Here is a 13,051-nt window from a genome sequence, read left to right on the forward strand (position 1 = left end):
GAAAGTTATATTTTTTCCTTTTGAATATATGGGAACTGAGAGTAATTTCTGGATAAAATATTATACACTTAAAGGAAATCAAATAGATAATTTATTATACTTATATAAAAACATGCCTGAAGACTTCTGTATATTAATTGCTTTTCATCCAATTGATAAGTGGAACAACCAAGATAAGATTTATGCAATAAAAAAATCCTTAACAGAGTATAAAAATATTTGTTATCCCGATGAATTATTTGGTGAGAAAAATTTATCAGATTACTTAATAAGGTATGCTGATGTAATTGTTATACAAAATTCAAAATCATATTTAAAAGCCATATTAGCTTGTAATAAAATTATTTTATTAGGTGAGCAGAGCTTTGATTTTTATAACCCTGTAAAACCTCCAATAATGAATTTAAAAAAACAATTATTTTCTTTGATGGGTTCGAAAAAACTACCATCTGTTAAAACAATTCATATATTTTTATATTTCTTTTTTTACTATTATACAGCTCCTGCTAATCGTGATAAATATTTTATATATATGGAAGAATTAATTAAGAATTTCATAGAGAAAAAAGAACATCCATATTTTATTGATGTAAGTAGAAAGAAAATATAATAGTAGTTGTTATTTTATTTTAAAATATTCCTAATATCGGCAAAAACAAATTTATTAAACTTTCCTTGTTTGAGGTTTTCTAAAAATAATTTAATACCTAGTGGTTCATTTTTATTGCCATGCACCAAAATAATACTCATATCAGAAAAATTATTGTTAGCTTTAGCTAACCAAGCATTACTTCCTAAAGAAATTAAGTTAAGCTTTCTAACTATTTTTATTAAGTCCTTATCATATACTAATCCTGGAAAGCGAAAAAATATCGAGGGAGTTAAGCCGTTTTCTAACATAAAAATTTCATTATTTAGAATATCTGCTTTAGCGTTGATTTTATCATGAATCATAAAGTTTTTATCATTTAGTAGCTTAGGGTCGTAAAAATGGTTATAAGTATGATTACCCCAAGTAATTTTAAGACTCCCCTCCGTTGCCCATTCTTTTATTTGAGCAAATTCTATCGGATGATTTATTGCCCACAGAGCAGAAATAGGAATAAATAAATATATTTCTTTTTTGGTTGCCTTAGCATAATTAATTAAACTTAAGAAAAATTCTTGCTCAAATCCCTTTTTATGGGAAGGGCACATATCAACACTTAAATAAATCTCCCCCGGAATATAGCCACTTTCTAAATTATGATTATACAGTTTATGTTGTTTATTGGGTATAATTATAGAAAAACCGGAAAGTTCAGTAGCATCAATAATTTGGGTGTTAAAAGTTGTGGTGTTAAGTGCTAAATATTTTTTAATCCCCAAATGACTATAACTTCTAATAAGTAGAAACTCTTTATTTTTGTAAGTAACATACATAGACATAGGTCTATAATTGCTAATCTTTGCAGAAACAGTGGTAATAAGAGTAATAAATAAGGCAATAAATAAGAATACTTGTAGCATAAAGACCTTATTTTTTAGTAATTACAACTTTTTGATAAACCCCACCAAAGAAAGTTTCCGTAGACCAATTAAATTTATTGGTGTTTTTGGCAAAATCCCTAATATCATAATTCCACAGTGAATCTGCAAATGGTTCTAAAAATAAATTTACTAGTAAAAGAATAGAACGTACTGGGTGAAACATTCTGGGTTCATGATAATCTATGATTACTATCTTACCGCCATGCTGTTCTAGGGAGAATAAAGCATTATTTAAAATTTGTGATTTTACTTTGTCCGGTACCTCATGCAACAAAAAGTAAATACCAATAACATCATATACCCTATGAAACATGGTAGTGGCGTCCTGTTGCCAGATTTCTACGTTATTAAAATTCAAAAGTTTTTTTCTTGCTTGTTCTAATTGTGCTGGTACAATATCTATTACATCTAAATGCCCTGTACTACCTACACTTGTAGCCATTTTAGTAATAAGATTGCCATACACATGGGCAACTTGTAATACATTATTCCCAATACTAATTTCCTTTAGATATTGTTTCATTAATTTATAACCATTCCCAAATAGAATTAGATTATATAAAAACATATTATCTAAACGCTTAATATTTTTAGGATTAATATATGCCCAATGGTAAATTTCTTTAAGATACGTAGGAATATTATAAGTTTCCCTGATAATCTCTTCGTTATCCTTATCAGTATCCTTATTATTATTACTGTTAAACATAGTATCCCTTTATAGTAGTTTATTATCCCTTTACTTTTATGGTATAAATAGTATATAATCTACAAACAAAATATTATAACATATTTTTATATAACAATTCTATATTATACAATAAAAAGGTAATATTAAGAACTATTATGATAGATTTTCCTAAAGTTGATAAAAATTCTAAAATAGCGGTTGCTATGTCTAGCGGGGTTGATAGTAGTACAGTGGCAGGTTTATTACTTGAGGCAGGATATAAAAATTTGGTAGGAGTTACTCTTTTGCTCTATGAAACCAATGAAAGTAAGGGCATTATTTGCAAAGACACCCAAATTCAGGAGGATGCTAAAAAAGTAGCAGATTATTTAGGTATAGAACATCATTTTGTAGAATTAAAAACTACTTTTATGGATAAAGTAATTAATCCTTTTATAGAGAATTATTTAGAAGGAAGTACCCCTAATCCCTGTATTAATTGTAATAGAGACATTAAATTTGGAGCAATGTTAAATTATAGTTTAAATCTTGGGGCAGATATTTTAGTAACAGGGCATTATATTAAGTGGAAATTAAATCATAATTTAAATGGTGAAATTTATAAAGGTACTCATAAAACCCGAGATCAAAGCTATTTCTTAGCTATGTTGAATAAACAGGCAATTAATCATATTAGATTTCCCTTAGCCGATATGCTAAAAGATGAGGTTAGGGAACACGCTAAAAGAATAGGTATTCATGTAGCTAGTAAACCTGCTAGTGCTGATATTTGTTTTGCTGGTGGCTTTAATTATGCTGAGGTATTTAAGTTACATCAAGATAAAATTAAAAAAGGCAATATTGTAGATCTTCAAGGTAATATCGTAGGAGAGCATAACGGTATTGTACATTTTACCGTAGGGCAACGTAAAGGTATAGGGGTTGGTGGTAATACAGAACCCATGTATGTGGTAAGAGTTGATAAAGAAAAAAATGAAGTAATTGTTGGTCCTAGAATAGCTTTAGCAAAAAAAGAAATTAATATTTATAATGTTAATTGGTTAGGGGAAGACCCTCTCTCTAAGCAACAGAATCTTTTAGCAAAAGTTAGATCTTCTCAAACTCTAATTCCTGCAACTATTATTCCTTTAGAGAATAATCAAGCTCAGGTTATTTTCAAAGAAGATCTTTTTGGAGTAGCAAGAGGTCAAGTTTGTGCTTTTTATAATGAAAACGGTCGTTTGTTAGGCGGAGGTGTAATCTAATTATTTTTTTCTCTTTCTTCCTAAGTAAAGAGACTTATCCCTGTACAATCCTTGTTAATGATAAGTGTTGAACCTTTAATAGTAATGGCTACTTTGCAAGAGTTAGTGCTAAAGGATAAAAATTTTGTTTAAGCTTTGTATAAAAGCTTAGTAAATAAGTAAAATAATATTACTCTAGGGAAATACCCTACTTCTTTGAACCCAGGCAAGAGTTTAGTTTTTAGGAATATTGTTTAATAAAATCAATACTATGCTGTAAGGTTTTAGTGCTAATAGAATGTTGTAGAGTTGGTTCTAAAATACTGGAAAACTTAATATTTAAAATCTCTAAGCTTTTTATGGTTATCTCATAATGGTATAGGGGTAAAACTTCATCTAAGGTACCATGAATTACTAAAATTTTAGGGTTGGGATTCTTAATTTGTTGGTCTTGTATACTACTATGTAAAAAGCTACCCGAATGAGCAATAGCTACCCCTAAAGTAGAGGGGCTACGTAGGTAAGTATATAATAAAGTAATAGAACCTTGTGAGAATCCTAAAAAGTGGATATGAGTTTTAGGAATCTGGTAATAGTTGCTTAGAAAATCAATAAAATCATTTAAGTATTTAGAAGCATGAGTAGCTCCTTGCATTAAGTAGTTTAAATCATCTAAGCTCTTAAGAGCAAACCATTGATAGCCCATGCCAACATCACATTTAAAAGGAGCATTAGGAGCAATTAAGGTAGTATTGGGTAATTGTTTCCTGATGTAGGTTGCTAAAAAACTAAGTTCTTCATTAGATGCTCCGTACCCATGCAAAAATACTAATAAAGAACGAGGCTTTTTAGGATTATCTAAGGCATCTATACTGATATAATTTAAATGAGATATAGTGTTCATCAAATGTACCTTTTGGTGGTAACCTCATGGTGGTAAGAATCTTTGTAGTGTTTATAAGGTAACACTTTAAGAGATTATACCAATTTCTTAGCATAGTCTTGGGTAGCGACCAAAGAATTAGCCTTGAGCTATATGAATATCTTTAGTTTTAAAAAGCTCACGGAGAACACCAGATTGATACATTTCCCTAGTAATATCACAGCCTCCGATAAATTCTCCCTTAATATATAATTGCGGAATGGTGGGCCAATCAGAATAGATCTTAATGTTATCACGTAAATTCTCATCTGCTAAAATATTAATATCAAGAAAATTAACTTCTAATTTATCTAGAATTTGCACAACTGTTGCTGAAAATCCGCATAAAGGTTGGTTTTTATTACCCTTCATGAATAAAACTACATCATTATTCTTAATAATAGTATCAATTGCCTTTAAGCTATCATTATGTACATTTTTGTTAGTAGATTCCTTAGAATGTGAAGAGGTATTAGTTTGATAATTTTTAGACTCGAGAACTGTTAGGGTTTTTAAAGATAAAGCGTGCAATTCATTTCCCACTAAATTCCCTAGAATATCGTATACTGTTTTATGGCGTGTAATGTTAGGAATATCTATGAAACTATCCGAGATAATAATAGCCTCAAAATGCTGACCGTCTCCCATTGTATCTTCTAATAAAACCTGTGCATTAGGTATTTTTTCTTTTAGAAGGTTTTCTAGGGCTTTTAAGTCTATACTCATGGTCTTTTCCTTAATATTCGTATTATGATATGATAGTTTTACTTATACTCTAATATAATACCAAATAAACTAGTATTGTGGAATAGTAATTTTTATTTTGTTGAAGATATGTAGATATTTTTAGAGAATTAGAGAAGATATTTAGTATAACAACCCAATATTTTTGAGGGAAATAATCCCTTTTTTACCAACAATAAGATGATCTAATAAGGTAATATCCAAAGCTTTAGTAGCATGAAGAAGTTTTTTGGTAACCGCAATATCGGCATCACTTGGGGTTGGGTCTCCTGAGGGGTGATTATGAAGTAAAATAAAAGCACTTGCCCCAACTTCCAGAACACGTTTTACAATCTCTCTTGGATAAACAGGAGCATAGTCAACAGTGCCTTCCTGTAGAATTTCATCTTTAATCAAAACATATTTAGTATTTAAGTAGAGTAATTTTAGAAACTCTTTTTTCTCAGAGGCTAGATTAGCATAACAATAATCAAGTAGGTGTTGCCAATTACTTAAAATAGGCTTTTTATGGATTTCCTGTTTGATTAACTTCATACTAGTACTTTTAATTAATTTAAAGAGAATAAAAGTACTTTCTGAAATGTAAGTAAAATCCTTAAAATCTTCATAAGAACAGCTGAGTATATTAGATAAGGATGAAAAATGCTCTAAGAGTTCTTTTACCAAAGGTTTTACATCTTTTCTGGGAATGGTATAAAATAAGAGTAATTCTAAGATATCTTGGTCACTATGATTACTTCTATTGGGCATATCTAAAAATCTATCTTTAACCCTTTGTCTGTGCCCAGTATAATGTTTTTGTTCTTTAAGAGTAGCCATTATTATGCTAGCTTATCTGAGGAAAAATTATTATAATTGGGGGTGAGTAAAGATTCTGCAACCATCATTAAGTACTCCTATTGTATGCTCAAATTGAGCCGATAAGGATTTATCTTTAGTTACTGCAGTCCACCCATTTTGGAGAATTTTTCCGTATTTCTGCCCTGCATTAATCATGGGTTCTATGGTGAAAACCATACCTTCTTTTAAGATTAAATTTGAGGACATTCTTTTAAAATGCAGAATTTCCGGAGGTTGATGAAAAGCATGCCCGATACCATGACCGCAAAAATCTTCAACTACCGAAAATCCGGCATTATGAGCAATATTTTCTATTACTTCTCCAATCTGCCATAAATAAATTCCGGGCTTTACTATTTTAATAGCCTCTAGTAGAGCCGTATAAGTAGTATTAATAAGATTTTTAGCTTTAACTCCCGGTTCTCCTACACTAAACATAGCACTAGTATCACCGTAAAAACCATTTAAAATAACGGTAATATCCACATTGAGTATATCTTTGTTAGCTAATTTTTTTTCATTAGGTATACCATGGCAAATTACATGATTTACAGAAATACAGGTTGCTTTGGGAAATCCTTTATAGTTAAGCGGAGCAGGAGTTGCGTGGTTCTTAAGAATAAACTCATGACATAAATTATCCAAATAATCTGTACTTACACCTTCTTTAATAAAGGGTTTAATATATTCTAGAGTTTGGTAAGCTAAGAGTCCGGCTTTTTGTAGTAAATCAAAAGCCTTTTGATTATAAATAGGAACTTTGTGATTATAATATTCTTCATAACTATCTATATAATTGGTGAGGGTTAACATAGTCAGGTTTTTATATAATTATTGGTATAGGTTTTTCTAAAGTAATCCCAGTTAAGGAAACACTACAACTATAGCATAATATTTTTACATTATTTTGCAAGGCATTTTTTAATTTTGTAGCATAACGTGTATCTATATCCTCAGCTATACTAAAGCTGGTACAATCAGCTCTTTGTACTAAAAATAAGAGATATGAGTGATATCCTAATTTTTGAGCATTAACTAATTCATCTAAATGTTTTTGTCCCCTTAGAGTTTTAGCGTCAGGGAATTCTGCTAAGGAATTTTGTCTTTTTAAGTGTACGCTTTTTACTTCTAAAAAAGCTTTATGTTGATTGTTTTCTAAGAAAAAATCAAATCTTGTATTATTTGAAAACCTCTGTTCTGCTAAAACAGTAGTATAGGCAACTAATTCGGGGATTAAAGCTCTATCAAGAGCTGCTTTTATAATTTTATTAGCAGAAAAAGTATTTACCCCAACTAAGGTGGGTTTAGCTTCTAGGTTATGATTTAATGCTTTGGAAGTAAGATTGGCAGAAGTATTTAACTCTATAAGCTCCCAACGATAAGCAAGTTTTGCTTCGTTACTCGTAACTTTTGATACATAAACTCTAGCTCCTATTTCTAGTAGACTTAACATAGAACCGGGATTTGCACAATGTGCAGTGATAATTTCCTGATTTTCTAGCCTGATATCAGCAAGAAATCTTTTATAACGTTTAAGTAAGATTCCCCTGATTAAAGGTGAGCTAAAGAGCATCAATAGTTCCGATATTTTCTTATTTGGTTAGTTTATATTTTTAAAAAGTATACCATATTTTAAGGAAAAATCAGCTTTTAAAAACCCTCCTACTTAAGGGTTGGTTGGTTGCTCTGCAAGGCTGGTAGAGCACTCGCAGAAAGATATAATGTTTGCAAAAAGGCATATGATTATTTAACTACCCTACAGATAAAGGTTACTTCTTCCAACCTAATAAATTACAAATTTCTATATTAATAGGGTAGTGTTCTTTTAGTTTGAAAGTCTGTAATTTCTCTTGTAATTTTTCTAAAAATATCTTGTTTAAGGATTTTTTGTATGAAAGTAAAAGATTACTTTCTCCCATACCTCTTAAATCTCTTAAAATGTTCTTAAAATCTTTATACATGATATTGATACTATCTCTATCTGCTAGTATTTCTTTGAATCCTTGTTGTGCTAATAAATTTCCTGCAGTTTTACCATCAATAAAAGGATGAATTCTAGGAGTAAAGCCTCCGTGAACTGCTAATTCACTCTCTACTAAACTTTGAGATAATATCCCTAAAGAGCTAAAAGCAGGCATAGAACATAAAAAAAGACCGCCAGGCTTTAATAATTCGAAGATTTTCTGCAGAACTTCTGCCAAATTATTCACATTCTGTAAACTAAACACACTAATAATTAAGTCAAAGGAAGTATCTCTAAAAGGTAAAGCTTCTTCGTCAGCTACAATTTTATAAATACCTTTGCTATGTTTTAGCATATTAAAAGCCAAATCACATTCTATAACCTGTGAATTTATAGCTTTTTTTTGTAGAATTTCTTGAATCTCTCCAGTATGAGATCCTATATCTAGAATTAAAGGAAATTTCTGATAAATTTCATCTATTCTTTCTAATAAGCGCTTACTGACTTCTTTTTTTATAAAATTATACTCAGAAAAATTAGCAGCAATGTTTTCCCTGCGAAGCTTTAGGAGTTTTCTGTTAAAGATAGTCATTTTAGTTTATAATAATTGTTAGGATTAGCGAATTAATTATAAAAACTATGATACCATATTTTATGAAAAAATTGGGTAATTTAATTTATCCTCCTCATTGTATATTTTGTGAAGAACCACTCTTAGAGCATACAGTTTTGTGTAATCGCTGTATTGACTCTATGATTATAAAACCACGGCAACCTTGCACAATTTGTGGCTTTGATTTAGGTAGAAGTAGTTTGATAGAAAATACTTTGTGTAGTAATGTATTAACAATCTCTGAACCGATTCATATTACCAAATGTACAGCTTGTCTTAACAGGAAACTAGCCTTTGATAGAATAATTTATAGTAGTATTTATAATCAAGAGTTGGCAAGACTGATTGCTATGTATAAATATGAAGATAATCTAAATGTAACTATTTTATTGGTTAAATTAATGAATTTAGCTTTTATAGAGGCTAGAATTTCCAATATTGATATAATAACTATTGTTCCTATGCACTATTTTAAGATATTTTTGCGTAATTATCACCATTTGGGGGTATTAGTTAAACCTTTAACTAAACAGTGGAAGATTCCTTATGAACCAAATCTTTTAAAAGCAAAATTTCAACCAAACCAAGCAACCCTTAATGGGGCTGCGAGGGTAAAGAAGAGTAGGAATAAATTTTCTATAAATTATCAAAAATATGCTATGATCCAAAATAAAAATATCTTATTAATAGATGATGTAATAACTACCGGAGCAACAATTAATGCTTGTGCATTAGAATTGCGAAAAGCTGGGGCAAAATCTATAACTATTTTAGCATTAGCTAGAGTAGAGGGATCTTTAAAAATATAAGAACAATAAGGATTTTAAAACCATGCAACAAAGAATTATTCAGGGAGTAAAGGAAGCTTTAATTATTGTAGATATACAAAATGATTTTTTAGAAGGAGGAGCATTAGAGGTTAGCGGTAAGCCTAACTTTATTATTAATGCTATTAATTCATTAATGGATAATTATAGCTTGATTATTTCCACCCAAGATTTTCACCCGAAGAACCATATTTCTTTTTTTACAAGCCATTTTGGTAGAAAACCTGGGGATAAAGTTATGGTGCATAATAAAGAACAAATTTTATGGCCTGTGCATTGTGTAGCAAATACTTTCGGCTCAGAACTACACAAAGACTTAAATATAAGAAAAATTACCCATCGTATTTATAAAGGAATCTATCCTGATAGGGATTCTTATAGTGCTTTTTTTGATGAGTTAGGAACATCCACCGAATTAACGGAATATTTAAATGAACAGCAGGTAAAAAATATAACTATAGTAGGATTAGCTCTTGATTTTTGTGTAAAATATAGTGCACTTGATGCTATAAAAGCCGGTTTTGAAACTAAAGTTATTCTAGATGCTACTAGGTCTATAACATCTCATCCTAGAGAAGTTCATCAAATTATTAAAGAGTTAACAAAACACAAGGTAAAGCTTATCTAATAGTTATATCTATATAAAAAAATTGCAATTTAAAAGAATAGCGAGTATCTTAGTAATAAATTATAACTATATTGCGAATAGTTATAATTATGGTACTGCTAATAGTACAAGAAACTAGGAATTTTTAGTCATGCTTAAAGCTTTAGTATATTATTTACCTACTTGTCCTTATTGTATTAAGGCTTTTGCCTTACTTGAGCAAAAATCAATTGAAATTATTAAAATAAATATAGAAAATGCACCTGAGAGGAAAGTAGAAATGTCAAAACTTACCGGAAAAACCTCGGTTCCGCAAATTTTCTTTATTAATAAGTGGCAACATATCGGAGGTTGTGATGATTTATACGAATTAGAAGCAACTCAACAACTAGATAATTTATTAAAAGATCATGATTAAGTATCAGTTAATTTGTAGAAATAGGCACTCTTTTGAGGCTTGGTTTAAAAATTCAGACTTTTGTGATGCACAAATGGAAGTAAGAGCTGTTGCTTGTCCTGTTTGTGGGGATAATAATATTACTAAAGATATAATGTCTCCCTCTATTATTTTTCAACCTAATGTTTCTAAAAAGAGAAGCAAAAAAATAAAAGAAAAAGCTAATTATAATATAGAGTCTTTTACTTATACTCAAACTAATTCTGAGGATTTAGCAGCAAAATTTATTCTTTTGCAGAAAGTATTAGGTGATCTTAATGAATATATTTATGTTGGTAGAGATTTTAAAGAATTAGCGGTAAAAATGCATCATCAGGAAATAGAAGTACAAAGTATCTATGGGGATGCTACCACCGAGGAAATAGAAGAACTCTTAGAAGAAGGGATTGATATTTTTCCTATTCCCATGGTAGATGTGGAAGAAGAAAGATAATATAAATTAAAAAAGCAATACTTATAATAGCAATGCTTTTGGTATTCCCTATAAAAGCTTAGTAGAATTGGCATAAGAGCTGAATTTATTGATAATGCATGCACTCAGATTATGTTGTTGCTCCACACGGCAGGCATGTGAGCTCTTTAAACGTGCAATGTCTGCTAAAAAGCAGTAGTTATTTTTATTCATTATTTGAATTACTATAAGGGGTGTTGTTTCTACTATGAGTCGAATAATTACTGCTAATATTACTGCTTCTAATGGAAATACTCTAGTTTCTTTTAGGGGTAGTAGGTCGAAATCATAAGCGTTTTCCACAAGAGTTGCACTAGAACTCATACCTCTTAACCCAATACCTATAGGATTGTTGAGTTATTAGTGTTACTGGGGTTTCGTGAGATACGAGTACTGGTTAACCGTGGGTCGAGCTAGTATTTCTTGAGATAGTTGAGTTATTTCTTCTAGAACTACTATTTCTTGTATTTCCCAATTCTCTTCTAGGAGCTTCATCTTCACTACTACTGTAGACGTCTCTGTGAGGTGCAGGATAGGGAGTAGCAGTACTAGTAGTAGGAACTTGGCGGGAACTTGCAATCCTGGAAATTTCTTCTGTGATTCCCAAAGAAATATTGTTTAGTAAAACACTACGATTAAGTCTTCTACTAGAGTCTATAATACTTCTTGATAGTAGGGATGGTTTCGTTTATTGTGGTATTATTATTTAAAGAGCTACTGGCAGTATCAGTTGTAGTTGAGGATAATTTTTTTATCCTGCGAACTATTGCTATTTAAAGATAATCTTCTTTACTAGTGCAGGGTTGATTAGGTTCTTTGTTCATATTATTTTCCTTATGGATTGACATTTATAAGAAATAGTTGCTCTTATAAAGTATTATATCTAAACTCTGCTAATTACAGGTTATAGGTTATGTACTCTTTTTATTGATGAATTTTGGGTTGCTACTTGTAAGAAAAGAACTACTCCTCTTAGAAGCACTAAGTGTAGTGGTTGTTATATGATAATTTCCATTAGTAGTAGAAGTTGTAGTAGCAGTGGAGGATTTATCAGAGGAATCCTTATCGTTACTAGTTTGTGCTATATTAAGTAGTTTATCAAAACTTTCCAAACTTGCTTGTAAGTCAGATACTTCCGTTGAGAAAGTAGGTTGATTCTGAGCAGTAGTTTTTGATTTTGAAGAATCAGATTGTGTTGGGCAGTTATTGAGTTCTGATACTTTTTGTTTTTTTGGTTTGTTGTTGCTCTGGATATTGGTACTATCTGTTGAGATAGTACATTTATTTTTAGGAGATTTCATCTCTTTTCCTTATATAATAATATTAAATCTGTATAGGTAATATTAGTTTATATGGTTAAGTTATGAAAGATATCCTAATAGGATTTTATACCTCTTAAAGGTAAAAGTAGGAGAAATAAAAATTATAATTTTTTAGCCACACAAATATAATTAATATCAGAGGTATCAGTGATATTCCAACTATTGTTAAAAATGTTAAATTTTATACCTTGAATTGATAATAAATCACAATTATTACAGTGCAATAGTGTTTCTAAGAGTGTTGGATTTACAAATTTATTAAAATCATGAGTTCCTTTTGGTAGCCAACCTAGAATATATTCAGCAGTAATCTTAGCTAATATTAAAGATTTAATATTTTTATTAATGCTGGAAAAAAAGATTAACCCGTGCTTTTTAACTAGAGAAGTAACAATTTTGATAAATTCTGTTAAGTCTTCTACATGCTCTATTACTTCCATAACTAATACAATATCATAATTATTATATTCTAAGATGTTAATATCTTCGGGTTTTTTAAGTACGTAATTTATATCTAACTTACTCTTAAGGGCATGAAGCTTTGCTACCTCAATACATTTCTCAGTAGCATCAATTCCTGTAACCTTTATTCCTAATTGTACAAATTTCTCTGCTAATAAGCCTCCTCCGCAGCCAATATCCAATAGACAGAGCTTGCTCAAATCATTATCTAAGATTTGCAAGTATTGCAAAATATGCTTATGAATATAATTAAATCTAGGAGTATTAAATTTATGTAATACTTTAAATTTTCCATGCTCATCCCACCACTCATTAGCAAGAGCACTAAATTTTTTTATCTCATTTTCAGAAGTGATGGTCATAATTTTATAGAGATCGGAAGAGCGTCGTGTAGGGAAA

16 protein-coding genes are annotated in these 13,051 nt (G+C 30.2%); 6 read left to right on the forward strand and 10 right to left on the reverse strand.

Annotated elements, in window-relative coordinates; genetic code table 11:
• A partial coding sequence (locus ACQCX0_RS00835) for a hypothetical protein (RefSeq protein WP_462562204.1) occupies positions 1-610 on the forward strand: 610 nt, incomplete at its 5' end.
• A 14-nt stretch (positions 611-624) separates the two neighbouring features.
• On the opposite strand, the gene ACQCX0_RS00840 is transcribed toward ACQCX0_RS00835, so the two are convergent.
• Both ACQCX0_RS00840 and rquA read right to left on the reverse strand, forming a co-directional pair.
• Positions 625-1,509 (reverse strand): polysaccharide deacetylase family protein, encoded by an 885-nt coding sequence (locus ACQCX0_RS00840; RefSeq protein ID WP_462562205.1) that lies wholly within the window; start codon positions 1,507-1,509, stop codon positions 625-627.
• Between the two features lie 7 nt (positions 1,510-1,516).
• Positions 1,517-2,239, reverse strand: a complete 723-nt coding sequence (gene rquA, locus ACQCX0_RS00845) for a rhodoquinone biosynthesis methyltransferase RquA (protein ID WP_462562206.1) — start codon at positions 2,237-2,239, stop codon at positions 1,517-1,519.
• Positions 2,240-2,376: 137 nt separating this feature from the next.
• Between rquA and mnmA the strand changes: the two genes are divergently transcribed.
• The gene (gene mnmA, locus ACQCX0_RS00850) at positions 2,377-3,465 is read left to right on the forward strand and encodes a tRNA 2-thiouridine(34) synthase MnmA (RefSeq protein ID WP_462562207.1); all 1,089 of its coding nucleotides are present in this window, start codon (positions 2,377-2,379) and stop codon (positions 3,463-3,465) included.
• 220 nt (positions 3,466-3,685) lie between these two features.
• Here the strand turns inward: mnmA and ACQCX0_RS00855 are convergent, their stop codons facing one another.
• The 6 genes from ACQCX0_RS00855 to ACQCX0_RS00880 form a co-directional block, all read right to left on the reverse strand.
• Positions 3,686-4,348: an alpha/beta hydrolase gene (locus ACQCX0_RS00855; RefSeq protein WP_462562208.1), complete on the reverse strand. Its 663-nt coding sequence runs from the start codon at positions 4,346-4,348 to the stop codon at positions 3,686-3,688.
• 117 nt (positions 4,349-4,465) lie between these two features.
• A complete protein-coding gene (gene grxD / locus ACQCX0_RS00860; RefSeq protein WP_462562209.1) occupies positions 4,466-5,092 on the reverse strand; it encodes a Grx4 family monothiol glutaredoxin in 627 nt (208 codons plus the stop codon).
• A gap of 141 nt (positions 5,093-5,233) precedes the next feature.
• Positions 5,234-5,929, reverse strand: a complete 696-nt coding sequence (gene radC / locus ACQCX0_RS00865) for a RadC family protein (protein ID WP_462562210.1) — start codon at positions 5,927-5,929, stop codon at positions 5,234-5,236.
• A 30-nt stretch (positions 5,930-5,959) separates the two neighbouring features.
• Positions 5,960-6,763, reverse strand: a complete 804-nt coding sequence (gene map / locus ACQCX0_RS00870; RefSeq protein WP_462562211.1) for a type I methionyl aminopeptidase — start codon at positions 6,761-6,763, stop codon at positions 5,960-5,962.
• 10 nt (positions 6,764-6,773) lie between these two features.
• Positions 6,774-7,523, reverse strand: a complete 750-nt coding sequence (gene sfsA, locus ACQCX0_RS00875; RefSeq protein WP_462562212.1) for a DNA/RNA nuclease SfsA — start codon at positions 7,521-7,523, stop codon at positions 6,774-6,776.
• A gap of 196 nt (positions 7,524-7,719) precedes the next feature.
• On the reverse strand, positions 7,720-8,505 hold the full coding sequence (locus tag ACQCX0_RS00880) for a methyltransferase domain-containing protein (RefSeq protein ID WP_462562213.1): 786 nt from the start codon (positions 8,503-8,505) through the stop codon (positions 7,720-7,722).
• Positions 8,506-8,567: 62 nt separating this feature from the next.
• On the opposite strand from ACQCX0_RS00880, the gene ACQCX0_RS00885 reads away from it, so the two are divergent.
• The 4 genes from ACQCX0_RS00885 to ACQCX0_RS00900 all read left to right on the forward strand — a co-directional run bounded on the left by ACQCX0_RS00885 (position 8,568) and on the right by ACQCX0_RS00900 (position 10,850).
• A complete protein-coding gene (locus ACQCX0_RS00885; RefSeq protein ID WP_462562214.1) occupies positions 8,568-9,335 on the forward strand; it encodes a ComF family protein in 768 nt (255 codons plus the stop codon).
• Positions 9,336-9,357: 22 nt separating this feature from the next.
• Positions 9,358-9,981, forward strand: coding sequence for a bifunctional nicotinamidase/pyrazinamidase (gene pncA, locus ACQCX0_RS00890; RefSeq protein WP_462562216.1), 624 nt, complete (start codon positions 9,358-9,360; stop codon positions 9,979-9,981).
• A 130-nt stretch (positions 9,982-10,111) separates the two neighbouring features.
• Positions 10,112-10,378: a glutaredoxin domain-containing protein gene (locus tag ACQCX0_RS00895; protein ID WP_462562217.1), complete on the forward strand. Its 267-nt coding sequence runs from the start codon at positions 10,112-10,114 to the stop codon at positions 10,376-10,378.
• On the forward strand, positions 10,371-10,850 hold the full coding sequence (locus tag ACQCX0_RS00900) for a DUF1178 family protein (RefSeq protein ID WP_462562218.1): 480 nt from the start codon (positions 10,371-10,373) through the stop codon (positions 10,848-10,850). Before ACQCX0_RS00895 ends, ACQCX0_RS00900 begins: the two co-directional genes overlap by 8 nt.
• 48 nt (positions 10,851-10,898) lie before the next feature.
• Here ACQCX0_RS00900 and ACQCX0_RS00905 read toward each other — a convergent pair whose 3' ends face one another.
• A complete protein-coding gene (locus ACQCX0_RS00905; protein ID WP_462562219.1) occupies positions 10,899-11,192 on the reverse strand; it encodes a hypothetical protein in 294 nt (97 codons plus the stop codon).
• Between the two features lie 587 nt (positions 11,193-11,779).
• Positions 11,780-12,169, reverse strand: a complete 390-nt coding sequence (locus ACQCX0_RS00910; protein WP_462562220.1) for a hypothetical protein — start codon at positions 12,167-12,169, stop codon at positions 11,780-11,782.
• Positions 12,170-13,051: the final 882 nt, after the last annotated feature.

The sequence above is a fragment of the Candidatus Hepatincolaceae symbiont of Strigamia maritima genome (genome assembly GCF_055505085.1).

Bases quoted from the DNA above. Each gene is read 5' to 3' on its own strand.
- ACQCX0_RS00905 (WP_462562219.1), bottom strand. From the start codon at position 11,192: ATGAGTTCTAGTGCAACTCTTGTGGAAAACGCTTATGATTTCGACCTA.
- ACQCX0_RS00910 (WP_462562220.1), bottom strand. From the start codon at position 12,169: ATGAAATCTCCTAAAAATAAATGTACTATCTCAACAGATAGTACCAAT.
- ACQCX0_RS00880 (WP_462562213.1), bottom strand. From the start codon at position 8,505: ATGACTATCTTTAACAGAAAACTCCTAAAGCTTCGCAGGGAAAACATT.
- sfsA (WP_462562212.1), bottom strand. From the start codon at position 7,523: ATGCTCTTTAGCTCACCTTTAATCAGGGGAATCTTACTTAAACGTTAT.
- map (WP_462562211.1), bottom strand. From the start codon at position 6,763: ATGTTAACCCTCACCAATTATATAGATAGTTATGAAGAATATTATAAT.
- ACQCX0_RS00885 (WP_462562214.1), top strand. From the start codon at position 8,568: ATGAAAAAATTGGGTAATTTAATTTATCCTCCTCATTGTATATTTTGT.
- grxD (WP_462562209.1), bottom strand. From the start codon at position 5,092: ATGAGTATAGACTTAAAAGCCCTAGAAAACCTTCTAAAAGAAAAAATA.
- mnmA (WP_462562207.1), top strand. From the start codon at position 2,377: ATGATAGATTTTCCTAAAGTTGATAAAAATTCTAAAATAGCGGTTGCT.
- ACQCX0_RS00895 (WP_462562217.1), top strand. From the start codon at position 10,112: ATGCTTAAAGCTTTAGTATATTATTTACCTACTTGTCCTTATTGTATT.
- pncA (WP_462562216.1), top strand. From the start codon at position 9,358: ATGCAACAAAGAATTATTCAGGGAGTAAAGGAAGCTTTAATTATTGTA.
- ACQCX0_RS00900 (WP_462562218.1), top strand. From the start codon at position 10,371: ATGATTAAGTATCAGTTAATTTGTAGAAATAGGCACTCTTTTGAGGCT.
- ACQCX0_RS00840 (WP_462562205.1), bottom strand. From the start codon at position 1,509: ATGCTACAAGTATTCTTATTTATTGCCTTATTTATTACTCTTATTACC.
- rquA (WP_462562206.1), bottom strand. From the start codon at position 2,239: ATGTTTAACAGTAATAATAATAAGGATACTGATAAGGATAACGAAGAG.
- radC (WP_462562210.1), bottom strand. From the start codon at position 5,929: ATGGCTACTCTTAAAGAACAAAAACATTATACTGGGCACAGACAAAGG.
- ACQCX0_RS00855 (WP_462562208.1), bottom strand. From the start codon at position 4,348: ATGAACACTATATCTCATTTAAATTATATCAGTATAGATGCCTTAGAT.